25 protein-coding genes are annotated in these 23,354 nt (G+C 74.0%); 13 read left to right on the top strand and 12 right to left on the bottom strand.

The genetic code is table 11. The annotated features are described in order from the left end of the window. Positions 1–34: 34 nt before the first annotated feature. Positions 35–454 carry a CBS domain-containing protein gene (locus ACZ5CZ_RS31310; protein WP_385840635.1) on the bottom strand — a complete coding sequence of 140 codons (420 nt, stop codon included), beginning with the start codon at positions 452–454 and terminating at the stop codon, positions 35–37. 227 nt (positions 455–681) lie between these two features. On the opposite strand from ACZ5CZ_RS31310, the gene ACZ5CZ_RS31305 reads away from it, so the two are divergent. Then, complete coding sequence (locus tag ACZ5CZ_RS31305; RefSeq protein WP_385840634.1) at positions 682–1,107, top strand: CBS domain-containing protein; 426 nt, start codon at positions 682–684, stop codon at positions 1,105–1,107. Positions 1,108–1,136: 29 nt separating this feature from the next. On the opposite strand, the gene ACZ5CZ_RS31300 is transcribed toward ACZ5CZ_RS31305, so the two are convergent. The 8 genes from ACZ5CZ_RS31300 to ACZ5CZ_RS31265 form a co-directional block, all read right to left on the bottom strand. Further along, positions 1,137–1,805, bottom strand: a complete 669-nt coding sequence (locus tag ACZ5CZ_RS31300) for an ABC transporter permease (RefSeq protein WP_385840632.1) — start codon at positions 1,803–1,805, stop codon at positions 1,137–1,139. Continuing rightward, a complete protein-coding gene (locus ACZ5CZ_RS31295) occupies positions 1,802–2,455 on the bottom strand; it encodes an ABC transporter permease (protein WP_468947681.1) in 654 nt (217 codons plus the stop codon). Before ACZ5CZ_RS31295 ends, ACZ5CZ_RS31300 begins: the two co-directional genes overlap by 4 nt. Continuing rightward, entirely contained in the window at positions 2,452–3,570 is a 1,119-nt protein-coding gene (locus ACZ5CZ_RS31290) for an ABC transporter ATP-binding protein (protein WP_468947679.1), read from the bottom strand. The genes ACZ5CZ_RS31295 and ACZ5CZ_RS31290 overlap by 4 nt, the downstream gene beginning before the upstream one ends. Before the next feature lie 106 nt (positions 3,571–3,676). Beyond that, positions 3,677–4,957, bottom strand: coding sequence for a PP2C family protein-serine/threonine phosphatase (locus ACZ5CZ_RS31285; RefSeq protein WP_468947677.1), 1,281 nt, complete (start codon positions 4,955–4,957; stop codon positions 3,677–3,679). A gap of 81 nt (positions 4,958–5,038) precedes the next feature. Then, positions 5,039–5,446, bottom strand: coding sequence for a peptide-methionine (R)-S-oxide reductase MsrB (msrB, locus tag ACZ5CZ_RS31280; protein ID WP_385840627.1), 408 nt, complete (start codon positions 5,444–5,446; stop codon positions 5,039–5,041). Positions 5,447–5,469: 23 nt separating this feature from the next. Next, positions 5,470–6,861 (bottom strand): UDP-N-acetylmuramate--L-alanine ligase, encoded by a 1,392-nt coding sequence (murC, locus tag ACZ5CZ_RS31275; protein ID WP_468947674.1) that lies wholly within the window; start codon positions 6,859–6,861, stop codon positions 5,470–5,472. A gap of 105 nt (positions 6,862–6,966) precedes the next feature. Further along, positions 6,967–7,440: an indole-3-glycerol phosphate synthase gene (locus ACZ5CZ_RS31270; RefSeq protein ID WP_385840625.1), complete on the bottom strand. Its 474-nt coding sequence runs from the start codon at positions 7,438–7,440 to the stop codon at positions 6,967–6,969. A gap of 129 nt (positions 7,441–7,569) precedes the next feature. Next, positions 7,570–8,403, bottom strand: coding sequence for a pyrimidine reductase family protein (locus tag ACZ5CZ_RS31265; protein WP_468947672.1), 834 nt, complete (start codon positions 8,401–8,403; stop codon positions 7,570–7,572). A 37-nt stretch (positions 8,404–8,440) separates the two neighbouring features. Between ACZ5CZ_RS31265 and zapE the strand changes: the two genes are divergently transcribed. The 8 genes from zapE to ACZ5CZ_RS31225 all read left to right on the top strand — a co-directional run bounded on the left by zapE (position 8,441) and on the right by ACZ5CZ_RS31225 (position 15,785). Continuing rightward, positions 8,441–9,559 (top strand): cell division protein ZapE, encoded by a 1,119-nt coding sequence (zapE, locus tag ACZ5CZ_RS31260; protein WP_468947670.1) that lies wholly within the window; start codon positions 8,441–8,443, stop codon positions 9,557–9,559. Positions 9,560–9,712: 153 nt separating this feature from the next. Continuing rightward, positions 9,713–10,108 carry a hypothetical protein gene (locus ACZ5CZ_RS31255; RefSeq protein ID WP_385840621.1) on the top strand — a complete coding sequence of 132 codons (396 nt, stop codon included), beginning with the start codon at positions 9,713–9,715 and terminating at the stop codon, positions 10,106–10,108. A 104-nt stretch (positions 10,109–10,212) separates the two neighbouring features. After that, positions 10,213–10,791: a carbonic anhydrase gene (locus ACZ5CZ_RS31250; protein WP_385840620.1), complete on the top strand. Its 579-nt coding sequence runs from the start codon at positions 10,213–10,215 to the stop codon at positions 10,789–10,791. Positions 10,792–10,799: 8 nt separating this feature from the next. Then, a complete protein-coding gene (locus ACZ5CZ_RS31245) occupies positions 10,800–12,284 on the top strand; it encodes a SulP family inorganic anion transporter (RefSeq protein WP_385840619.1) in 1,485 nt (494 codons plus the stop codon). An 80-nt stretch (positions 12,285–12,364) separates the two neighbouring features. Further along, a complete protein-coding gene (locus tag ACZ5CZ_RS31240; protein ID WP_385840618.1) occupies positions 12,365–13,177 on the top strand; it encodes a slipin family protein in 813 nt (270 codons plus the stop codon). 3 nt (positions 13,178–13,180) lie between these two features. After that, entirely contained in the window at positions 13,181–14,032 is an 852-nt protein-coding gene (locus tag ACZ5CZ_RS31235; protein ID WP_468947666.1) for a PPK2 family polyphosphate kinase, read from the top strand. Between the two features lie 17 nt (positions 14,033–14,049). Beyond that, a complete protein-coding gene (locus ACZ5CZ_RS31230) occupies positions 14,050–15,576 on the top strand; it encodes an FAD-dependent oxidoreductase (protein WP_468947664.1) in 1,527 nt (508 codons plus the stop codon). A gap of 26 nt (positions 15,577–15,602) precedes the next feature. Beyond that, the gene (locus ACZ5CZ_RS31225; protein ID WP_468947662.1) at positions 15,603–15,785 is read left to right on the top strand and encodes a hypothetical protein; all 183 of its coding nucleotides are present in this window, start codon (positions 15,603–15,605) and stop codon (positions 15,783–15,785) included. On the opposite strand, the gene ACZ5CZ_RS31220 is transcribed toward ACZ5CZ_RS31225, so the two are convergent. Next, positions 15,777–16,448 (bottom strand): ABC transporter, encoded by a 672-nt coding sequence (locus tag ACZ5CZ_RS31220; protein WP_468947660.1) that lies wholly within the window; start codon positions 16,446–16,448, stop codon positions 15,777–15,779. The two genes, ACZ5CZ_RS31225 and ACZ5CZ_RS31220, sit on opposite strands and share 9 nt — an antisense overlap. Then, positions 16,445–17,329, bottom strand: a complete 885-nt coding sequence (locus tag ACZ5CZ_RS31215; protein ID WP_468947658.1) for an ABC transporter ATP-binding protein — start codon at positions 17,327–17,329, stop codon at positions 16,445–16,447. The genes ACZ5CZ_RS31220 and ACZ5CZ_RS31215 overlap by 4 nt, the downstream gene beginning before the upstream one ends. 59 nt (positions 17,330–17,388) lie before the next feature. On the opposite strand from ACZ5CZ_RS31215, the gene ACZ5CZ_RS31210 reads away from it, so the two are divergent. Beyond that, positions 17,389–18,105, top strand: coding sequence for a peptidyl-tRNA hydrolase (locus ACZ5CZ_RS31210; protein WP_468947656.1), 717 nt, complete (start codon positions 17,389–17,391; stop codon positions 18,103–18,105). Between the two features lie 21 nt (positions 18,106–18,126). Here the strand turns inward: ACZ5CZ_RS31210 and ACZ5CZ_RS31205 are convergent, their stop codons facing one another. Further along, entirely contained in the window at positions 18,127–19,044 is a 918-nt protein-coding gene (locus ACZ5CZ_RS31205) for a GNAT family N-acetyltransferase (protein WP_468947654.1), read from the bottom strand. A 161-nt stretch (positions 19,045–19,205) separates the two neighbouring features. On the opposite strand from ACZ5CZ_RS31205, the gene ACZ5CZ_RS31200 reads away from it, so the two are divergent. The 3 genes from ACZ5CZ_RS31200 (at position 19,206) to ACZ5CZ_RS31190 (ending at position 23,131) form a co-directional block, all read left to right on the top strand. Next, positions 19,206–20,888: an MbnB/TglH/ChrH family RiPP precursor modification enzyme gene (locus tag ACZ5CZ_RS31200; protein WP_468947652.1), complete on the top strand. Its 1,683-nt coding sequence runs from the start codon at positions 19,206–19,208 to the stop codon at positions 20,886–20,888. Positions 20,889–21,537: 649 nt separating this feature from the next. Next, positions 21,538–22,248, top strand: a complete 711-nt coding sequence (locus ACZ5CZ_RS31195; protein ID WP_468947650.1) for a DUF4142 domain-containing protein — start codon at positions 21,538–21,540, stop codon at positions 22,246–22,248. Positions 22,249–22,345: 97 nt separating this feature from the next. Beyond that, entirely contained in the window at positions 22,346–23,131 is a 786-nt protein-coding gene (locus ACZ5CZ_RS31190) for a TIGR04222 domain-containing membrane protein (RefSeq protein ID WP_468947648.1), read from the top strand. Positions 23,132–23,354: the final 223 nt, after the last annotated feature.

Genomic DNA, 23,354 nt, shown 5'->3' with positions numbered 1-23,354 from the left:
GATCATCAATTTACCTGGCGTTACGATCAGTTGTTCAGGCGTTCGGCGGGGCCTCGCTGATGTGGGCGAGGACCGAGTCCGGGTCCCGGACCAGGGCCAGGTCGCCCAGGCTGAGGGTGCCGACCAGCCGGTCGTCCTCCAGCACCGGCAGCCGTCGTACGGCGTGCTCGCGCATCAGCCGGACCGCGTCCTCGACCGGGTCCTCCGGCGCGCAGGTGAACAGATCGCCGCTGCACACGTCGCCGGCCGCGGTGGTCGCGGGGTCGCGGTGCTCGGCGACGGCCCGGATCACCAGATCGCGGTCGGTCACCAGGCCGAGGACATGGCCCGACTCGGCGACGACGACGTCCCCGATGTCCCGCTCCCGCATCAGCCGCGCCACCTCGGTGAGCGGCGTCCGCTCCGTCACCGTCGCCGGGTCCGGCGTCATGATCTCCCGGACGTGCTGCACCATGACCGCCTCCCTGGGCCTCGCGGTACGCCGGTCCCTGCGGCCGGCGCGCTCCGGGTACCCGGCGCGGCCCGGCCCACCCGCGCGGCCGGCCCACCCGCGCCGCTCGGCCCACCCGCGCGGGCGACCCCGCCGTTTCGTCCGGCCGCCGGTGGCTACCCGGTGTCGCGGACCGCAGGGCGGTCCGGCCTGCCCCTGTCCCTGCTCTCTTTCCTGCCCAGGAGGTACCGATGAGCCGGCGGATACGAGACGTGATGTCGTGCGGTGCGGTGGCGGTGGAGCCGATGACCACCGTGGAGCGGGCGGCGCTGGTGATGCGGGAGCACGACGTCGGTGACGTCCTGGTGGCCTACGACTGCGATCTGTTCGGCGTGCTCACCGACCGGGACATCGTGGTGCGGGCGCTCGCCGAGGGCCGGGACCCGCACACCACCCCCGTCGGCCAGGTGTGCAGCAAGCCGCCGGTGGTGACGGTGTCGCCGGAGGACACCACCGACCACGCCATGGAGCTGATGAGCCGGCACGCCGTGCGCCGGCTGCCCGTCGTGGAGCGCGGCGGCTGCCCGGTCGGCATGGTGAGCATCGGCGACCTGGCCACGGTCGAGGACCCGCACTCCGCGCTGGCCGACATCAGCGCCGCCGACCCCGGCCACTGAGCGCCCGCGCGGCTCAGCGGCCGCGCGGCTCAGCGGCCGCGGCGCACGCCCGGCGACACCGTCAGCCGGGCCACCGCCCAGAAGACCGCGAGGGTGGCGAGGGCGAGCCCGGCGACCAGGGTGGCGCCGCCGACGACCTTCTCGTAGCTCTTCTGGTAGAGCCCGTCGATGATGTACCGGCCGAGGCCGCCCAGGCTGACGTACGCGGCGATGGTGGCGGTGGAGATGATCTGCACCGCCGCGTTGCGCAGACCGCTCAGGATCAGCGGCAGCGCGACCGGCACCTCCACCTGGAACAGCACCCGCGACTCGGACATGCCCATGCCCCGCGCCGCGTCCACCGGGGACGGGTCGACGGAGCGGACCGCCTCGTAGGTGGTGACGAGGATCGGCGGCACGGCGAGCACCACCAGCGGGATCATCACCGGGAGCAGACCGAAGCCGATCCAGATGAACATCAGCACCAGCAGGCCGAAGCTGGGCAGCGCCCGGCCCGCGGTGGCGATCAGGGACAGCACGGTGCCGCCGCGGCCGTAGTGCCCGGTGACCAGGCCGACCGGCAGGCCGATCAGGGCGGCGATCAGCAGCGCCTCCCCCGCGAAGGCGAGGTGCTCGGCGAACCGGGTGGGGATCCCGTCGTAGCCCTGCCAGTGGGTGCTGTCGGCGAAGAAGGCGCGGGCGAAGTCGAGGACGTTCACAGGGCGGCCCCCGAGCGTGCCATCCAGGGCGTGAGCAGCGTCCGGAGCAGGACCAGCGCGCCGTCGGCGAGGGCGCCGAGCACTCCGATCGTCACGACCGCGTTCACGGCCAGGGCGGGCCGGTGGTAGGTCATGGCGTCGTAGAGCAGATTGCCGAGCGCGCCCTGGTTGCCGATGAGCATGCCGACGCTGACGAGGGAGATGCTCGACACGGTGGCCACCCTGAGGCCCGCGATGATCGCGGGTACGGCGATGGGGAGCTGCACCTGGAGATAGCGGCGTACCGGGCCGAAGCCCATGGCGCGGGCGGCGTCCAGGGTCTGCGGCGGCACCGAGCGGACGCCGTCCACGATCGCCGGGACCAGCACCACCAGGCTGTACAGCGCGAGCGGGATCATCACCGTGGTCTCGCTCTGCCCGAAGTAGTCGATGAGCACGACGAAGAGGGCCAGCGACGGGATGGCGTACAGGACGGTGGTGACGCCGAGGACGGGCGGATAGAGCCAGCGCAGCCGCACGCACAGCTGGGCGACGGGCAGCGAGACGAGCAGCCCGGCCAGCACCGGCAGCAGGGCCTCGCGCAGATGCAGTCCGACGAGGCCGGCGTAGCTGTGCTGGAGGTCGCTGGGGAGGTCGAAGAAGCCGTTCATCGTACGGCCCTCGCGTCGCTGTCCGCGGTCGCGCGGCGGTGGGCGGCGCGGATGGCCTCGCCGATGTCCTGCTGGGAGACCACACCGACGGCGCGTCCCTCGCCGTCCACGGCGACGGCCCAGCCGGTCGGGGAGAGGACGGCGCCGTCGAGCGCCGTGCGCAGTGAGTCGACGCCGGGCACGAACGGCCTTCCGTACGGCAGGAGGTGGTGCCGGTCGACAGGTCCGTCGCCCTCGTGCCAGCCGAGTGGCCGGCCGTCCTCGTCGGTGACCAGCAGACAGGGGGCGTCGGTTCGGGAGGCGAGCTGCTCGGGTCCGGCGTCGGCCGGGACGAGCGGCGCGGTCCGCAGGCCGAGCCCCGCCGAGGAGAAGAAGGACAGCCGGCGGATGCCCCGGTCGGCGCCGAGGAAGTCCTCCACGAAGGGGTCGGCGGGCGCGCTGAGCAGATCGGCCGGCGAGGCGAACTGGGCGAGCCGGCCGCCGGTGCGCAGTACGGCGACCATCGTGCCCAGCTTGACCGCCTCGTCGATGTCGTGGGTGACGAAGACGATGGTCTTGCCCAACTCCTCCTGAATGCGCAGGAGTTCGTCCTGGAGCTGCTTGCGGACCACGGGGTCGACGGCGGAGAACGGCTCGTCCATCAGCAGCACCGGCGGGTCGGCGGCGAGCGCGCGGGCCACGCCGACCCGCTGCTGCTGGCCGCCGGAGAGCTGGTAGGGGTAGCGCCGGGCGAGCGAGGTGTCGAGGCCGACCCGCGCCATCAGCTCCGCGGCCCGGTCCCGGGCCTGGCGCCTGCGCTCGCCGAGCAGCCGGGGCACGGTGGCGATGTTGTCGAGGACGGTGCGGTGCGGGAAGAGTCCGGCGTGCTGGATGACGTAACCCATCGAGCGGCGCAGGGTGTTGACCGGATGCCGGCGGATGTCGGTGCCGTCGAGGAGGATGCTGCCCTCGGTGGGCTCGACCATCCGGTTGATCATCCGCAGCGTGGTCGTCTTGCCGCAGCCGGAGGGGCCGACGAGCACGGTGATCGCGCGATCCGGTATGTCCAGCGACAGCCGGTCGACCGCGACCGTGCCGTCCGGGTACCGCTTGGTGACTGCGTCTATCCGTATCAAAGCGCCGCGTACCCTTCGGGTCTGACCGGTCCTGGACTGATGCGGGTCGAGTCTAGACCGCGGGGTGACCATCATCGGGTGACGTGTCGTCACCGGAGCACCGCGATCACGAACTCGCACTGCGGGTGGTGCGGCGCGGTTGTGGGCGGGCGCCGAGGACGGCCACGTCGTCCTCGGCGTTCCGGGCGTCCAGGCGGCGGAGGACGGTGTCGAGGATGGCGTCGAGACCGGCATCGGGGGCGAAGCGGAGGGCGGCCAGCCGGGCGAGGGAGTCGTCGATGTCCTCGCCACGGCGTTCCACGAGCCCGTCGGTGAACAGCACCAGCGTCTGCCCGGGCTCCAGGGTGTGGGTGGTGACGTCGTACCCGCCGAGCCCGGTGCCCAGCGGCGGTCCGACCGGCACCGGCAGCAGGGTGGCGGCGCCGTCCCGGTTGATCAGCAGGGGCGGCAGGTGACCGGCGCTGGCCAGCGTCAGCTGGCCCCGGGCGGGGTCCACCCGGACGAGCAGACAGGTCGCGGGCCGGTGCTCGGCCTCACCGGCGGCGAGGTCGTCCATCTGCCGCAGCACCCGGTGCGGCGGGAGGTCGGCGGCGGCGATGGCGCGCAGTGAGGAGCGGTAGGCGTTCATGTCGACGGCGGCCTCCAGCCCGTGTCCCATGACATCGCCGACGACCAGCAGGGTCCGGCCGAAGTGCAGCCGTACGGTCTCGCACCAGTCGCCGCCGACCAGGGCGCGCCGGCCGGCCGGGAGGTAGCGGGTGGCGACGTCCAGGTTGGGGTGCGGCCGGCCGGGCTCGGCGAGCAGGGCGCGTTGCAGGTCCACGGCGGTGCGGCTGACGCGCTCATGGGCGCGGGCGTGCCTCAGGTGGGAGGCGGCGCGTTCGGCGAGCAGGGCGAGCAGCTCGCCCTCCGCGGGGCCAGGCGGCCGCCCGGCGCTCGCCCACACCAGGACGCCGTACGTGTCGTCGCCGCTGGTCAGCGGCGCACAGAGCGCGGTCCGGCGGTGGGTGCCGGCGGGCTGCTCCAGCCAGGTCCGGGCCGGGGCGTCCAGCACCGGTACGGCCGTCTGCCGGGCCACGGCGGTGGCCCAGCGGGCGTCGGGCAGCAGGTCGGTGTCCCCGGTGATCGCCGTGTACCCGGAGAGGGTCTGCCCGTGGCGGAGCAGTACGGCGGCGGCCCCACCGGTCAGCCGTACGGCGGCCCGGGTCAGCTCGGTGCAGGTCGTGGCCTCGTCGAGGGTGGTCCCGATCGCGGCCAGGGCCGTGCGCAGCGTGGCCGGCGGCACGGCGGCCTGCGTGTCCGCGCAGGGCTCCCCGGCACCGCCGTCGCGGCGGTGGCGCAGGCCGACGGGCACGGGCCGGCGCCGGGACCGGATCCAACGCGGCACACCCAACACCCTCACAGCGTCTCAAACCAGTACAAGCAGGACAGCCCGGCCCAGCCGCCGCTCGGCGCCGGCCGCCGAGGCTCAGCCCTGGTCCGGGGTCAGCCGCAGCGAGATCGAGTTGATGCAGTAGCGCTGGTCGGTGGGGGTCGGATAGCCCTCGCCCTCGAAGACGTGTCCGAGGTGGGAGCCGCACCGGGCGCAGCGCACCTCGGTGCGGACCATGCCGTGGGACCGGTCCTCGACCAGTTCCACGGCGTCCGTGTCCTTCGGGTCGTAGAAGGACGGCCAGCCGCAGTGCGACTCGAACTTGGTCTGCGAGGTGAACAGCTCGGCACCGCAGGCCCGGCAGGAGTACACCCCCTTGGTCCTGGTGTCGGTGTACTCACCGGTGAAGGCCGGCTCGGTGGCGGCCTGGCGCAGCACCGCGTACTCCCCCGGAGTCAGCTCCGCGCGCCACTGCTCGTCCGGCTTCTCGACCTCGTACGACATGGGTCCTATCCCCTCACTGCTGCTTACTGCCGCGCCAGGCGGTCCAGGATCAGCGGGCCCAGGTCGGTCACGTCGCCCGCGCCCATGGTGAGAACGAGATCGCCCGGCTTCGCCATTCCCGCGATCACCTCGGGGATCTCCGCCTTGTCGGACACGGCGGTCACCTCGGTGCCCGCCGTGCGCGCGGCCTCGATGATCAGCTCGCTGGTGACGCCCGGGATCGGGTCCTCCCGGGCCGGGTAGATGTCGAGCACGGCCGAGGCGTCCGCGAGGGCCAGCGCCTGGCCCATCTCCTTGCCCAGCTCCTGGGTGCGGGAGAACAGGTGCGGCTGGAAGACGACGAGGATGCGGGAGTCGCCGGCGGCGGCCCGCATGGCCTCCAGGTCGGCGGTCATCTCGGTCGGGTGGTGCGCGTAGGAGTCGATCACCTGCACCCCGGCCGCCTCGCCCTTGAGCTGGAGGCGCCGCTTGACGCCGGTGTAGGCGGCCAGCGCGGGCGCCAGCTCGGCGGCCGGGATGCCGAGGGCGGCACCGGCGGCGAGCGCGGCGACGGCGTTGAGCGCGTAGTGCCGGCCGGGCACGGAGACGGCGAAGGTCAGCTCCTGCCCGTCGAGGACGGCGGTGACCTGGCTCTTCAGGCCCTGCGGGACGATCGACAGCACGCGTACGTCGGCGTCCTCGGCCTCGCCGTAGGTCACGGTCCGCACGGAGCCGGCCAGTCGCCGGGTCAGTTCGCGGGCGCCCTCGTGGTCGGCGGAGATCACCAGCGTGCCGCCGGGCACGATCTTCCCGGCGAAGGTCTCGAAGGACTCGTAGATCTCGTCCATCGAGGCGTAGTTGGCGTGGTGGTCCAGCTCGACGTTGAGGACGATGGCGACCTCGGGGGCGTACCGGTGGAAGCTGCGGTCCGACTCGTCGGCCTCGGCGACGAAGATGTCGCCCGTGCCGTGCAGCGCGTTGGAGCCGGGGGCGTCCAGGTCGCCGCCGATGGCGTACGACGGCTCCAGCCCCAGCTCGGTGAGCGAGACGGCCAGCATCGAGGTGGTCGTGGTCTTGCCGTGCGTGCCCGCCACGGCGATCGGGCGCAGCCCCTCCATCAGTGCGGCGAGCGCGTCGGAGCGGTGCACGGTGGGGATCCCCAGCTCGGCGGCGCGGGCCAGCTCGGGGTTGTCCTTGCGGATCGCCGACGACACGACGACACAGCTCGCGTCGTCGGCGAGGTGCTCGGCGGCGTGCCCGATGTGCACGGTCACGCCGAACGAGCGCAGCGCCTCGGCGGTCGCCGACTCCTTGGCGTCGCTGCCGGCGACCTTGGCCCCGCGCTGCGCGAGGATCTTGGCGATGCCCGACATCCCGGCGCCGCCGATGCCGATGAAGTGCGGTCGGTCCATGGCGGTAGGAAGGCCGGGTGCCATGCGTTTCTCCCCAGGGGCGGTACGTGACTAGAGCGGGCCCTAGCCTATGCGCTGCGGCACCGGGCCCCGCGCAGCGAGGGCCGACCGGCTCCGCGCGGGCGTCGGCTAGGCCTTGCTGTGCGAGAACAGCTTCAGGACCGGGACCCCCACCTTGTGCCGGGCCCGGGAGGCCCAGTCGCGGTGGAAGAACTCCTCCACGTAGTGCGGGTCCGTCAGCACGATCACCTCGTCGGCGGAGACCGAGGCCACCAGGTCCTTCAGCGCGTCCAGCGGGTGGTCCTCGACCAGCGAGCCGTGCGCCTCGCTGCCGGCCGCCCGCAGGGCCGCCAGGGAGACCTCCAGCGCCCGCCGGCCGACGCTGAGCGCCTCCTCACCCTCCGGCGTCTCTCCTTCTCGGACGGCCTCGTCGAGTTCGCCCAGCGCGATGTCGTCGATGGCCCGCAGCAGCCGGTCCGCCTGGTCTCCGCGCGGCTGGAGCAGCACATGGAAGGTCACCGGCTCCTCTCCGTGCAGGGTGGTGACGAACTCCACGTCGGCGGACGTCAGGGCCTTCTCGATCATCAGAACGCTTGTGAACACCAGGCGCCTCTTCTCCTTTGGGGCCCGGACAAGGCCCTTGCGGAAACCATCCTTCCCCGTGATCGCACGGGTACTGCCGGACTAAGTCTGCCCGCCGGAAGCTAACCGGAACGGTAGATTCCGCTGAATTCAGGAGCGCTGGTAACGACCGAACAGAAATCCGTCCTCTTCCAGCAGGGACGCGAGCGAGAACCGGCGCGGCACGGTGACCGACGGCCCCCCGGCGATCCGCTGGGCGTCACCGGCGGTCAGCATCGGCGAGACGGTCAGACACAGCTCGTCCAGCACCTCCGCGGCGACCAGCTGGCCGAGCAGCCGCGGACCGCCCTCGGTGAGCAGCCGGGTGTGGCCGAGACCGGCGAGGGCCTCGACGGCCCGCGCGGGGTCGACGCCCATGCCTTCGCCGGCGATCACGACCCGGGCGCCGGCCCGCTCGGCGGCGGCGACCCGGTCGGGGGCGGCCGCGGCACCGGTGAGGATCAGCGTGGGCACCGTGGGCGAGGTGAACAGGGGCAGCGAGAAGTCCAGGTCCAGGCTGGCGGTGACCACCGCGACGGCCGCGGCCGGGGCCTGTCCGGCGGCCTTGCGGGCCCCGGCGAACTCGGCCCGCGCGCGGGCCGGGCGGTAGCCCTCCATCCGCACCGTCTCCGCGCCGACCACGATGACGTCCGCGAGCGCCCGCAGCGTGCCGAAGATCCGCATGTCGGCGGCGCTGGAGATGGGCTGGGAGCGGCCCTCGTGCTGGGCGGCGCCGTCGAGCGTGGAGACCATGTTGGCCCGCAGCCACGGCCGCGGGGCGCCCTGGGCCGGCGGGTAGGCGTACGCGGCGGCCAGCTCGGCGAGGCTCCACTCACGGTCCGCGAGCGCCCCGGCGTCCGACCCGCCACCGGCGCCCTCGGCACCAGGGGCCGTACCGGCGGTCTGGGCTGCTGTTTCGTCGGTCACAGGGAACAGGCGTCGCATGCCGTGCAGTCTGACACGGCGCTTAGCATGGATAACCGTGTCGTCCTCCACCACCGCCCCCGGTTCCGCCCCGCTGACCGACGCGGGCCCCTTCTCCCTGTGCGAGCGTGAGCCGCACGTGCCCGCGGACCGGCTGGTCGCCGAGATGGTGCCGCCGCCGCGCTTCGACTCGGTGCGCTTCTCGACGTACATCCCGGACCCGAAGCAGCCCAGCCAGACCGAGGCGGTCGGCGTGCTGGAGGGCTTCGCGGCCGGGCTCGGCGGGGCGCACGCCTCCGGCGCCGGGCGCCGCGGGTTCTTCGGGTTCGGCCGCGGGAAGGCGCCCAAGGCCCCGGCGGGTCCGCGCGGGATGTACCTGGACGGCGGCTACGGCGTCGGCAAGACCCATCTGCTCGCGTCCCTGTGGCACGCCACCCCGGCCGAGCCCGCGCTGAAGGCGTTCGGCACCTTCGTGGAGCTGACCAACCTGGTGGGCGCGCTCGGCTTCCAGCAGACGGTACGGACCCTGTCCGGCCACCGCCTGCTGTGCATCGACGAGTTCGAGCTGGACGACCCGGGCGACACGGTGCTCGTCTCGACGCTGCTGGGCAAGCTGGTCGAGGCGGGTGTGGCGCTGGCCGCGACCTCCAACACGCTGCCCGGGAAGCTGGGCGAGGGCCGGTTCGCGGCCGCCGACTTCCTGCGCGAGATACAGGGCCTGTCGGCGCACTTCCGCAGCCTGCGCATCGACGGCGAGGACTACCGCCACCGCGGTCTGCCCGAGGCGCCGGCGCCGTTCACCGACGAAGAGGTGACGAAGGCGGCGTACGCCACCGAGGGCGCCTCGCTGGACCACTTCCCGCATCTGCTGGAGCACCTGGCCCGGGTGCACCCCAGCCGGTACGGCGCGCTGACCGACGGTCTCAAGGCGGTGTGCCTCACCGATGTGCGGCCGGTGCCGGACCAGTCGACCGCGCTGCGCCTGGTGGTGCTCGCCGACCGGCTCTACGACCGCGAGATCCCGGTGCTGGCCTCGGGGCTGCCCTTCGACCGGCTGTTCAGCGAGGAGATGCTGAAGGGCGGCTACCGGAAGAAGTACTTCCGTGCGATCTCCCGGCTCACCGCGCTGGCCCGGGACGCCAAGGGGCTCGTCCCCGGCGACCGGCACAGCGACTAGTTCACGCCACCCGACAGCGCTTTCCACGCTTCCTTCGGCACGTAACCCTCCGTTAACCCTGCAAAGGACTTTGCAGGGTTAATCTGTTTCTTGACCAACCATTGACCAATGTTTGGTCCAAGCGAGAGGTGTGGACTTCCCGGAGGGGGGCGCATGTTCCGAGGTACGACGACCCGCACCCGGCTCGCCCTGCTTGCCGTCACCCTGCTCGCCCTCAAGTTCTTCGCTCTCACGGGCCCCTTCGCAGCCGCGCACACGCTCAGCCATGCGAAGGCCAAGGCCACTTCCGGAACCGTGCTGTCCACGCAGCCCGTGCGCCACAAGCCCAGCACCCTGCGCGACGGCGGCGGCACCCAGGACGCCGCGTCCACCCAGCATCTGCGCGACCGGCAGCGCGGCTCCGGCCACGGATGGCCGGCGGATCGCGCACCGATATCCCGGCAGTCCGCCGCTGCGCGGACCCCGGGCGCGACCGGCGCCCCGCACCCGCACGCCCCCAGAAGCTCCAGAGCCCACGCCCCGGCGGCGCTTCAGGTCTTCCGCTGCTGACGGCCACTGACAGCCGCTGCCGGCCGCGCCGCGGCTCCGCTCCCCCCACCCCTGTCGTGCACGTCCGACGCGCCACGCAGGCGCGCCAGGAGGAACCCACACACATGCAGCCCCTCATCGACAACGCCCGTACGTTCGGACAGCGCCCTGAGGAGTTCGCCCCGCTCGCCGAAGGCCAGTCCCCCGAGGTCCTCTTCATCACCTGCTCCGACTCCCGGGTCGTCCCGGCCCTGATCACGGGCGCCCGCCCCGGCCAGCTCTTCGAGCTGCGCACCGCGGGCAACATCGTCCCGCCGCACACCTCCGAGCAGCCCACCAGCGAGGCGGCCACCATCGAGTACGCCGTGGAGGTGCTCGGCGTCCGCGACATCGTCGTGTGCGGCCACTCGCACTGCGGTGCCGTCGGCGCGCTGGTGCGCGGCGACGACCTGACCGCCGTACCCGCCGTACGCGACTGGCTCGCCCACGCCACCCCGCGCCCGGCCGGCGCGCCCGAGGACCCGGAGGTCGCCGAGGGCGTGCAGGCCCATGTCCTGACCCAGCTGCTGCGGCTGCGCTCGTACCCCTGCGTCGAGCGCAGGCTGGCGGACGGCCGGCTGACCCTGCACGCCTGGTACTACGAGGTGCACACCGGCTCCGTACGGACGCACCGCCCGCAGACCGACACCTTCGAGTCCCTGTGAGCGCGCCGATGACCAGCAACGACAACACCCTGATAGCCCGTTTCCCGTATCTGCGGCAGGACTTCACCGCCTCGCTCGTGGTCTTCCTGGTCGCGCTGCCGCTCTGCGTGGGCGTGGCCGTCGCCTCCGGGGTCCCGGCCGAACTCGGCCTGGTCACCGGCATCGTGGGCGGCATCGTCACCGGGCTGATGCGGGGCAGCAGCCTCCAGGTCTCGGGGCCGGCGGCCGGCATGACCGTGCTGGTCTTCGAGGCGGTCAAGGAGTTCGGGCTGCCGATGCTCGGCGCGCTCGTGCTCGCCACCGGACTGCTCCAGGTGGGCATGGGCCTGCTGCGGCTCGGCCGCTGGTTCCGCGCCATATCGGTCTCCGTCGTGGAGGGCATGCTGGCCGGGATCGGGCTGGTGCTCGTCGCCGGACAGCTGTACCCGGCGCTCGCCGCGAAGGCTCCCGACTCCGGCCTGGGCAAGATCGCCGGGCTGCCCGGGGCGTTCGTGGACGCCCTGGGCGAGGGCAGGGCGCTGGCCTCGCTCGCGGTGTGCGCGGGCACCGTCGCGGTGCTGCTGCTGTGGAAGCACGTCCCGGCGAAGCTGCGTACGCTGCCCGGCCCGCTGGCCGCGGTCGGCCTCGCCACGGTGGCCGTGTTCGCGCTGGGCCTGCCGGTGGCCACCGTCGAGGTGCAGGGGCTGCTGGGCTCGGTCCAGCCGCCGCCGCTGAGCGCGTTCGGCGAGCTGGCGGCCGTCGGCGCGCTCGGCACGGTCCTCGCGTTCACGCTGATCGCGTCCGCCGAGTCGCTGTTCAGCGCGGCGGCCGTGGACCGGCTGCACTCCGGCCCGCGCACCCGGTACGACCAGGAGCTGGTCGCCCAGGGCGTCGGCAACGCGGTGTGCGGGGTGCTCGGCGCGCTGCCGATGACCGCGGTGATCGTGCGCAGCGCGGCCAACGTCCAGGCGGGCGCCCGTACCAAGGCCTCCCGGGTGCTGCACGGCGTATGGCTGCTGCTGTTCACCGCGCTGCTGCCGGACGTGCTCGGCTACATCCCGATCCCGGCGCTCGCCGGCATCCTGATCTATTCCGGGGCGAAGCTGGTACCGGTCCGGGCGCTGGCCGCGCTCTGGCGCGAGCAACGGGGCGAGGCGGTGGTACTCGCCGCCACGGCCGTGTCCATCGTCGCGGTCAGCATGTTCGAGGGGGTGCTGATCGGCCTGGCGCTGGCGGTGGTCAAGACCGCCTGGGAGGCCTCGCACGGCAAGCTGGAGATCGTCGACAAGGGCGCCGGCCCCATCGAGGCGTATCTGTCGGGCAACGCGACCTTCCTGCGCCTGCCGAAGATCCTGGACACCCTGGAGTCGCTGCCCCAGGACCGCCCGGTCCGCCTGGACCTGTCCGGGCTGCACCATCTGGACCACGCCTGTCGTACGGCCCTGGAGAACTGGGCCGAGCGGCACAGCGCGGCCGGCACCGAGCCGGTGCGGGTGCTGACCGCCGCCGCGTAATCCCGGCATGGCCACTGCGGCCGCCGCGGGCATATCGTTGCAGCAACAGACAAACCAGACCTCTGTGCGAGGAGGTCGACATGGTCCAGGAGCTGCTGGGAGCGATCGCCGCGGCGGCCGTCTTCGGTCTGGTGTATCTCGCGATGGCGGCCCGCGTGGTCAAGCAGTACGAGCGCGGGGTGCTGTTCCGGCTGGGCCGGGTGGCCGGTGACGCCCGGACGCCCGGCTTCAAGCTGATCATCCCGTTCGTCGACCGGCTGCAAAAGGTCAACATGCAGATCGTGACGCTGCCGATCCCCGCCCAGGAGGGCATCACCCGGGACAACGTCACGGTCCGCGTGGACGCGGTCGTCTACTTCCGGGTGATCGACCCGACGAGCGCGCTGGTGAAGGTCGAGGACTACAAGTTCGCGGTCTCGCAGATGGCGCAGACGTCCCTGCGCTCGATCATCGGCAAGAGCGACCTGGACGACCTGCTCTCCAACCGCGAGAAACTCAACCAGGGGCTGGAGCTGATGATCGACAGCCCGGCCGTCGGCTGGGGCATCCAGGTCGACCGGGTGGAGATCAAGGACGTGTCCCTGCCGGACACGATGAAGCGGTCCATGGCCCGCCAGGCCGAGGCCGACCGGGAGCGCCGGGCACGGATCATCAACGCGGACGCGGAGCTCCAGGCCTCCAAGAAGCTCGCGGAGGCGGCCCAGCAGATGTCCGGGACGCCGGCCGCGCTGCAACTCCGGCTTCTCCAGACCGTGATGGCGGTGGCCGCGGAGAAGAACTCCACGCTGGTGCTGCCGATTCCGGTGGAGCTGCTGCACTTTCTGGAGCGGGGCGGACAGGGCGGACAGCAGCAGGCGCTGCCCGACGGGGACGGCGAGGTCCGGGATGGTTAGGCGGTGCGGGTGACCGGGGAACTCCGCGATGTGCTGCGGCTGCCGGTCGGGGAACCGGTCGAGCTGGCCGCGTACGACAGCCGGGCCACGCCCGAGGCGCCCGGCGGGAAGAAGGTGTCCCGGGCGGACACGGGCCGGATGGGCGCGTGTCTGGCCGAGTTGCAGGAGCGGCTGTGGGCCGCCGGGACCGCGGGGGACCGGCGGCGGGTGCTGCTGGTGCTCCAGGGCATGGACACCAGCGGCAAGGGGGGCACGGTCAAGCATGTCATCGGCCAGTTCAACCCCTCCGGCTGCCGGATCCGGGCGTTCAAGGCGCCGACGGAGGAGGAGCGGCGGCACGACTTCCTGTGGCGGGTGCGGCAGGCGCTGCCCGAGCCGGGCGAGATCGGCATCTTCGACCGCTCGCACTACGAGGACGTCCTCATCGCCCGCGTCCGGCATCTCGTCCCGCCCGCCGAGATCGGCAGCCGCTACGGCCTGGTCAACGACTTCGAACGGTCCCTCGCCGAGGACGAGGTGACCCTCGTCAAGTGCTTCCTGCACATCTCGTACCAGGAGCAGCGGCGCCGGCTGCTGCGCCGGCTGGACCGCCCGGACAAGCAGTGGAAGTTCGACCCCGGCGACATCGACGAGCGGTCCCGGTGGCCCGCCTACCAGGAGGCCTACCAGCTGGCCCTGGAGCGCTGCGCGGCGCCGTACGCGCCCTGGTACCTGATCCCCGCGGACCGCAAGTGGTACCGCAACTGGGCCGTCAGCCGGCTGCTGCTGGAGCATCTGACGGCCCTGGACCCGCAGTACCCGAAGCCCGGGTTCGATGTGGCGGAATGCCGGGACCGGCTGCTGAACCAGAGGTAGGCGGGTACCCGGCGCGCATGCGCGAGCAACCGCATCTCACGGATTCGTACTGGCTGCGGACCGCCCCGGGGCCCGAGCTTCCCGCCCTGGACGGGGATCTGGACGCCGATGTGGCCGTCGTCGGCGCGGGCATCGCCGGACTGAGCACCGCCCATGAGCTGGCCAGGGCCGGGCTGCGGGTGGTGGTGCTGGAGGCCGGGCGGGTGGCGGCCGGGGTCACCGGCTACACCACCGCCAAGCTGACCGCCCAGCACACCCTGGTCTACGACCGGCTGCGCCGCACCCGTGGCCCCGAGGCCGCGCGGCTGTACGCCCGCTCGCAGTCGGAGGCGATCGAGCATGCCAAGGGGCTGGTGGACGAGCTGGGCATCGACTGCGAGTGGGAGACCCGGGACGCCTACACCTTCGTACGGGACCAGGCGCGGGTGGACGAGGTGCGGGCGGAGGCGGAGGCCGCGCGGGAGGCGGGGCTGCCGGCCGCGTTCACGACCAGGACCGGGCTGCCGTTCCCGGTGGCGGGCGCGGTCCGGGTGACCGGGCAGGCGCAGTTCCACCCGGTCAGGTATCTGCGGGCGCTCACCGAGGATCTGCTCGCGCGGGGCGGGCGGGTGTACGAGCGGACGCGGGTCGTCGGTCTCCAGGAGGGCGGGCGGCCCTGCCGGGTGACGACCGAGGCCGGCCACACGGTGACCGCCGGGGACGTGGTCGTCGCCACCCACTACCCGGTGTTCGACCGCGCCCTGCTGTTCCCCCGCCTCTCCCCACGCCGGGAAATGGTGGTCGCCGGGCCACTGGACGACGGCGCCGACCCGGAGGGCATGTACATCACGCCGGAGGAGAACACCCGGTCCGTGCGCACCGCGCCGTTCGGGGCGGACGGGCAGCGGCTGCTGGTGGTCACCGGGGAGCACTTCACGCCCGGCACCGGCGATGTGCGGGCCGGTCTCGACGCCCTCGCCGGCTGGGCCGAGCGGCACTTCCCCGGCGTGACGCTGGACCAGGCCTGGGCCACCCAGGACAACGACGCCACCGACACCGTGCCGATGGTGGGCCCGCTGCACCCGGCCGCCCGGCACACCTACGTGGCCACCGGCTTCGGCGGCTGGGGGCTGAGCGGCGGCATCATGGCCGGGCTGCTGCTGACCGCGCTGATCACCGGCCGGGACTGCGCCTGGCGGGAGCTGTACGACCCGCGCCGGCTGAAGCCGGTGGTGCGGGAGGCACCGGCACTGCTGAAGACGCAGGCGGAGGTGGCCCGGCACTTCGTCGGCGACCGGCTCAGGCCACCCGCCTCGACGGACGACATCGCGCCCGGCGACGGCGCGGTGGTCCGGGCGGCCGGCGGCGGGCGGGTCGCCGTGCACCGGGACGACGCGGGTGAGCTGCACGCGGTCTCGGCCCGCTGCACCCACCTGGGCTGCCTGGTCGGCTTCAACCGCGCCGAACGCGCCTGGGAGTGCCCCTGCCACGGCTCCCGCTTCGCCGTCGACGGCAGCGTGCTCCAGGGTCCGGCGGTGCACCCGCTGGAGCGGCGGGAACCGTGACGCCCGCCGCTCACTACGCTGGACCTATGAGCGACGAGGACTACTGCACGGTCGCCGCGGCCCTGCGGCCGCCGCAGGCCGACGGACCGCCGTACGCGGAGTGCGTGCTGTGCCGGCAGCCCACGGAGTACCCGGAGTCCTACAAGGGCATCACGCTGTGCCCGGTGTGCGAGTGGCAGGAGGCGCAGCGCACCGCCTGTTCAGGGTGAGCGGCGCGCGGTGAGACCCGCGGCCAGGGCGAAGGCGGCCGCCGTGAGGACGGCCGCCCCGGTCAGCGGCAGCAGCGACAGCGGCGCCCGGCCGGTCTGCGAACCGGTGACCAGACCACTCACCGCGGCCTGCGCCGGGGACCCGGTCACCACCACCGCGAGCAGCGCGCCCAGCAGCATCGCCGGGACCGCGCGGCCGGTGGACCGCAGCACCGGCCGGTTGGTGAGCGCGCCGACGGCCGCGCCGAGCAGCGCGCAGACCAGGGTGGCCGGCAGCCCGGCCGCGGCCGCCCGCAGCCGGGGCACCGGGATCCGGTGGCCGTTGCTCGCCGCGTCGCTGACCAGCGTGAAGACCACGGTCGCGGCCACCCCGAGCAGCACGGCCGCCAGCAGCGCGGTCAGCAGACAGGCGAGGTGGGCCCGGACCGGCCCGCGCGCGGCGGCGACACAGGCCTGGGCGGCGGGCGGCTCCGCCGTGACACAGATCCGTACCAGCCAGGCGGCGACCGGCAGCAGCCCGGCGGCCGTGTAGCCGAGCGAGTCGAGGATCGGCTCGCCGCTCTGCACGCCGACCCCGAGGAAGGCGACGTAGAGGATCACCGGCGGCAGCCACCGCTGCGAGCGCAGCAGCAGGTCGGCCTGGTAGCGCAGGAGTGCGGTCATGGGCGGTCCTGGAAGTGGTCGGGGGCGGCCGCGGGATCCGGGGGCGTGGCGACGCTGACCACGTGCCACGGCGGGTCGGCCGTGAGCAGCGCGCGCAGCACGACGTCGGAGCGGGCGGCGGGGACGGTGAGGCGGTAGGTGCCGGGCGTGGTCTCCTCGGCGGAGGCGAGGGCGCGCACGGCGTCCGGCGGCAGCTGTCCGCCGGCCGGTCCCCGGACCGTGATCCGGGCGAGCGGCCCGGTCTGCGGACGCGGCGTCGCGGTACGGCGCTCCAGCCGGCCGTCGGTCACGGCGTAGGTGGCGTCCGGCGCCCCGGCCAGCCGGCGGGGGTCGTGGTCGACGAAGACGACGGCGCCCCCGGCGGCGGTCCGCTCGGCCACCGCCCGCTCCAGCTCGGCCCGCGCGGCCGTGTCCAGCCCGGTCCACGCCTCGTCCAGCACCAGCAGCTCCGGCTCGCCGAGCAGGGCCTGGGCGACGGCGACCTTCTGGCTGCTGCCCTTGGACAGCAGCGCCATCGGCGTACCGGCGTAGGCGGCGGCGCCGAACCGCTCCAGCCAGGTGCCCGCGGCGCGGGCGGCGTCGGCGCGGCCGAGGCCGTGGACGGTGCCGAGGTGGGTCAGATAGCCGATCGTCGTGAAGGGCAGGGCGGCGGGGAAGCGCTCGGGTACGTAGGCGGTGCGGGGGCGGCCGGTGACCCGGCCCTCGGTGGGGGCGTCGAGGCGGGCCAGCAGCCGGAGCAGGGTGGACTTCCCGCTGCCGTTCGCCCCTTCCACCCGGATGAGCGTGCCGGGGGCGACGGTGAGGTCGACCCCGCGTAACACCCAGGGGCCGCGCAGGCCGTAGCGGCGGCCGACGGCGGTCAGGCGCAGGTCATGGTGCATGGGGCCATTGTGGTCGGCGGGGCGGGGTGCGGGGGCCGCGCCCCGTAGAGTTGGCCGGTGTGAGCAGTGTTTCAGCGCCCCCCGGAGACAGCCCCTTCCACGCCGACCGCACGGTCCGCGACGAGGCACCGCAGTTCGTGCTGCCCCTCGTGGTGCGGATCGAGCGTGCCGCGCCGCCGGCCCGTACCGACGCGCTGGAGACGGCCGCGCGGGCGGTGCTGGTGCTGCTCGGTGACGCCCGGGCGCTCGGTGACGGCGAGTGGGCCGAGGCGGTACGGAACTGGGAGGACGCCCGGATCCGCAAGGTGGTCCGGCGGGCCCGGGGCGCGGAGTGGCGGCGGGCCGAGGCGCTCCCCGGCATCACGCTCACCGGAACGTCCGCGCAGGTACGGGTGTTTCCGCCCGTCCCGCTGGACGGCTGGCCCAAGGAGCTGGCCAAGCTCCAGGTGTCGGGCACCGAACTGGACGACCCGGAACCGCCGCCGGCGGCCGGTTCCGCCGAGCCGGTGCTGTGGCTCAACCCCGAGCTGGAGATGTCGGCCGGCAAGGCGATGGCGCAGGCCGGGCACGGCGCCCAACTGGCCTGGTGGGCGCTGTCCGACGCGGCGCGCACCGCCTGGCGGGACGCCGGCTTCCCGCTGGCCGTCCGCACCGCGGACCCCGCCGCCTGGCCGGAACTGACCCGCTCGGGGCTGCCGTTGGTCCGGGACGCGGGCTTCACCGAGATCGCCCCCGGCTCCTGCACGGTCGTGGCGGACCATCCCGCCCTGCGCTGACCGCCCGCGCGGCGACGGACCTCAGGAACCGGCGCGCGGCAGGGGGAGGGAGCGGGCCTCCTCCAGGACGCGGTAGCCCGTGCTGGTGTACAGGCCCATCGCGACCTCGTTGCCGCCCCACACGGTGAACATCAGCACCGAGTCGCCGGCCGCGAGCGTCGCCTGTTCACCGGCCGTCATCGCGGCCCGGCCGTAGCCCTTTCCCCGGTGCTGCTCGTGGATGTACAGCGAGTAGCCGTAGCTGACCCCGGGAAGGTATCCGTGCTTCAGCCAGCCGGTGCCGATCCGCTCGCCCGCCGCCTCCAGCACCAGGAAGGTGTGGTCCGGCGTGTCGAGGCCCTCGGGGACCAGCTCCGCGAAGTCGCGGTCGGCCTTGCGTGCGGCGTCCTCGGGGCTCAGGAATCCGGCCCGGATGATGTCCCCGGCGTACTGGGCCTTCTCGGCGGCGACCCACTCGGGATACTCGTCCGGTGTCATGGGCCGCGCGGTGACGCCGTCCGGCGCGTCCGGCGGGGAGCCGATCGGCCGGGTCCGGAACTGGGCGCGGACGCCGTACCCGGCGAACAGCTCGCCGGCGGGCTCGGTGAGCGTCACGTCTATCCGGTGCGCGCCCCGCTCCTCGCACCAGGCCTCGGCCCAGTCCCGGGCCACCTGCTCGTGGCCCCGGCCGGCGTGGCGCGGGTCGATGTGCAGGTCGTGGATCCGGCCCGTGGGGACGCCGTTGCGGTCGTCGGCCGTGGCCACGGCAATGTGCCCCACGCGGGTCCCGGCGTCCGTGATCTCGGCGACGGTGCAGTCAGCGATGCCGGCGCGGCCGTTCTCGATCAGGCGGTCCGCCGCGGCCGCGGTCAGCCCGGACGCCGTGTACGCGGTGCGCAGCCGCCGCTCGAAGTCCGCCTGCCAGTCGGTGGTTTCGCCCAGGATGCTGATCTCGGTCATCGGGGCACAGTAGCTTCCGCTGTCATGATCCTGATCGGAATATCCCGCCGAAGCCGGTGCCTCCGGCGGAACCTCAAATGTTGCTCTGAAGGAAGCCCGTAGGTGATTCGGTGCGGTGTGCCGGGGCCATACCCCCCTCACGGACCAGGAGGGGGACACGGATGCGGGGACTGGGCACGGGGATCGGGTGGCGGCCGGAGATCGCCGAGGCCGTCGAGCGCATGCCGGGCATCGACTGGGTGGAGGTCGTGGCGGAGAACGTCTGCCCCGGCCATTTCCCCGACTCCCTGCTGCGGCTGCGGGAGCGCGGGGTCACCGTGATCCCGCACGGGGTGTCCCTCGGCCTCGGCGGCGCCGACCGGCCCGACCCCGACCGGCTGACGGCGCTGGCGGAGCGGGCGGAGGCGCTGGGCGCTCCGCTGGTCACCGAGCACATCGCGTTCGTCCGCGCGGGCGGCCCGCGCACCGCGTCCCCGCTGCTGGAGGCCGGGCACCTGCTGCCGGTGCCGCGCACCCGGGACGCCCTGGACGTGCTGTGCGAGAACGTCCGCATCGCCCAGGAGGCGCTGCCGGTGCCGCTCGCCCTGGAGAACATCGCCGCCCTGTTCGGCTGGCCGGGCGAGGAGCTGACGGAGGGGCAGTTCCTGTCCGAGCTGGTCGAGCGGACCGGCGTACGGCTGCTGATCGATGTCGCCAACCTGCACACCAACCGCGTCAACCGGGGCGAGGACCCGGCCGAGGCACTGGCCGCGCTGCCGCTGGAGGCGCTCGCCTACGTCCATGTCGCGGGCGGCTTCGAACGCGACGGCGTCTGGCACGACAGCCACGCCCACCCCGTCCCCCGCCCGGTCCTCGACCTCCTGACCGACCTCTCCACCCGGGTGGCCCCGCCCGGGGTGCTCCTGGAGCGCGACGAGAACTTCCCCGAACCGGCGGAGCTGGAAGCCGAGCTGACGGCGATCCGGGCGGCGGTGGCGGTTGGGCGGGCTCGGGGTACGGCGCGGGGTGCCGCTGGTGCCGGTACGGCCGAGCGGGCGCGGGGTACGGGTGCTGCTGATGCCGGTGCGGTTGGGCGGGCTCGGGGTACGGCGCGGGGTGCCTCTGGTGCCGGTGCGGCCGGTAGGGCTCGGGGTACGGCGCGGGGTTCCGGTGATGCCGGTGCGGCCGAGCGGGCGCGGGGTACGGGTGCTGCTGATGCCGGTGCGGCCGGTAGGGCTCGGGGTACGGCGCGGGGTGCCGCTGGTGCTGGTGCGGCCGGTAGGGCTCGGGGTACGGCGCGGGGTGCCGGTGATGCCGGTGCGGCCGGGCGGGCTCGGGGTACGACGCGGGATGCCGCTGATGCCGGTGCGGCCGGGGGCCGTACGGCGGCCGGGGGCGGGGGTGTGGCCGTGCTGGCGCGGGCGACGGCCGGGGCGGAGGTCCGCGAGGCCACCCGGCAGCGGCTCGGGGTCGCCCAGGCGGCCGTGCTGTCGGCGCTGGTGGCGGGGACGCCGGTGCCGGAGGGGTTCGACCGGGTGCGGATGGGGGTACAGGCGCGGGCACTGGCGGCGAAGCGGGCGGACGTGGTGGCGAAGGTCGCGCCGGAACTGCCGGGGATCCTGGGGGCGGGCTACCGGCCGGCGTTCCTGGAGTACGCCCGCGAGCGGCCGATGAGCGGGGGGTACCGCCGGGACGCCCTCGACTTCGCGGCGCATGTGCTGCGCAGCGGGGCGGAGTTGGCGGGCGGCGCGGACGCCGCGCTGCGGGAGTGGTGGCTGGACCGGGCGGGCCCGGCGCCGAGGCCCCACGGGCGGCGAGCGCGGCTGGCCCGGGCGGTGGGGAGGGTGCTGCCGGGGAGGAGGTGAGGCGCGGACGGCCGGTGCGGGCGGGGCGCGGCGCGGCCGGAGCGGGCGGGGCGCGGCGCGGCGCGGCCGGAGCGATGCCGGCCCATGGCCGGAACCGGCGCGCACCCCAGCGGCCCCGAGGACGCGCACCCCGGCCGCGCCGCGCAGCAGCCGGAAGCGACGCACACCTCAGGCACCCCGACGGCGCGCGCACCCCAGCCGCGCCTCTCCCCCAGCCGGAAACAGCACGCACCATGGCGGGGAACACCACGGTGTTGTCCGCCTGGGCGGGCCGCTCCCCCACCCGGAAACAACACGCACCCCGGCCGACCCGACGGCCCCCGGCGGCAACGCGCAGTAGCCGGAAACGGCGCACGCCTCAGGCACCCGACGGCGCTCACCCCAGCCGCACCGCGCACCAGCCGGAAGCCACGCACACCTCAGCCACCCAGCCGGCCCGCACCCCGGCCACGCCGCTCCCCCACCCGCAAACTTCACGCCACCCCAGCCACCCCGCCCCCGGCCGGAAACAGCGCGCTGCCCAGCCGTGCCGCCCCGCGATCCTCCCCCGCCGTCCACCGCCCAGTAATATCCAACCCCGCACCAGCCCGTACCACCCCGCACCCGCCCCCCGACCCACCGTGGTGTGCGGTGCGTAGCAGGAGTCACCATGCGACCGCGTCCCCCGATCCAGGGTCGAGGCATATTCAGCGGCACCGGGCTCGTCATCGCGGCCCTCGCGGCGACCACGGTCGCGCTGCTGTACCCGCTGTGGACCTACGCCGACCGGCAGCAGCCCACCGGCGCGGCCACCCTGAGCGCCCGGGCCGTGACCACGCCGTACGGCCCGCTGTCCGCGCAGGACCAGGACTTCATCACCAAGGTGCGGCTGGCCGGACTGTGGGAGCTGCCCGCCGGTCGGCTCGCGGAGCGCAAGGGCACCACCCCGGCCGTACGCGCGGCGGGCCGGCACCTGATCGACGGCCACACCTCCCTCGACGCGCATGTGCGCACCGTCGCCACCCAGCTCGGCGTCCCGCTGCCCAACGAGCCGAACGAGCAGCAGAAGCAGTGGCTCGCCACCCTGAACGCGGCCCAGGGCCAGGACTTCGACCGCCAGTTCGCCGGTCTGCTGCGCCTCGCCCACGGCCGGGTCTTCTCGCTGGTCGCCGCCGTCCGGGCGGGCACCCAGAACTCCCTGGTCCGCGATCTCGCCGACGACGCCAACGCGACCGTCCTCGACCACATCAAGGTCCTGGAGGCGACCGGATACGTCGACTTCGCCTCGCTCGCCCGCGAACTGGCGGCCTCCGCCACCCCCGTACCGACCCCGCCCGCGGTCGCACCCGCCTCCGCCGTCCCGGTCACGCCCGGCCCCTGACCTGCACGGCGAACGGAACGTCACAAAGCCGCAACACCGCGTCCGGATACGGGAAATGCCATGGCGCGGGCCCGGGGCCGTGACATAGAAACACGTCATGTTCTGGGTCCTACTCCTGCTCCTGGCCTGGGCTTTCGCCGGTACGGCCTGTACCCGGCTGTGTCTGGCGGCCGCCCGCGCGGCCGCCGTCGACACGGATGTCGCGACGGCGGACCGGGAGCACGCGCTGACGTTGTACGAGGCGGCCTTCCTCTCCGGCGGCCCCGCCCGGGTCGCCGACGTGGCCCTCGTGTCGATGGCCCGGCAGCGCCGTCTGCTGCTCGCCCACACCGGCTGGGCCACCGTGGTGGACCCGCGGGGCCGGGACGAGCTGGAGAAGTCCGTCATAGGGGCGATAGGGCCGGAGGGCCAGTCCCGGATCGCACCGGTGCGGGCGCGGACGGCCGGCGCGGAGGCGGTACGGCGGCTGGCCGACGGGCTGGTGCGCGCGGGCCTCGCGGTACCCGACGGCGCCCGTACGGGGACCGTGGGAGCCGCCGTACGGCAGGTGCGGGCCGCCGCCGCGGCCGCGCTGCTGCTCGGGGCGACCGCGCTGCTGCTGCCCGTCGAGTCGGGGACGTCCCGGCTGCTGGTCGGCCTGTGGTTCGCGCTGCCCGTCATCCTGTCCCTGAGCTGCCTGGCCATCGCCCGCTTCGAGGTGCACCCGTACTCGCGCTGGGCCTCCCCGGCCGGTCAGCGGCTGCTGGGCGCGCTGGCCCGCAGGCCGGCCGGTGACGAACGGTCCTTCCTCACCTCGGTCGCCATGCGGGGCGTCCGCGCGATCGGCGAACCGGAGCTGCGCGCGGCCTTCGCCCACCGCGACCAGCCACACTGGCGGGACTAGGGCCTTTCTTTCGGATCAGGTCGGCTGCGGCGCCGGCGCCTTCTCGGCCGACCCGAGCGGGGTCATGGGGGTGCCCCCTGCTCATGGGGGTCCCCCCGCTCGAGCGGAGCCGAGAGTGGGGGAGAGTGACGACAACGCAGCAGATGTGCGTGCCAGGGCCCGCGACGCCGGCAAGATCCGAAAGAGAGGCCCTAGGGGCGAAAGAGAGGTCCTGAGGGCGCCG

The organism is Streptomyces sp. NPDC031418, assembly GCF_055581605.1.
This window is presented reverse-complemented; position numbering and strand designations above follow the sequence as displayed.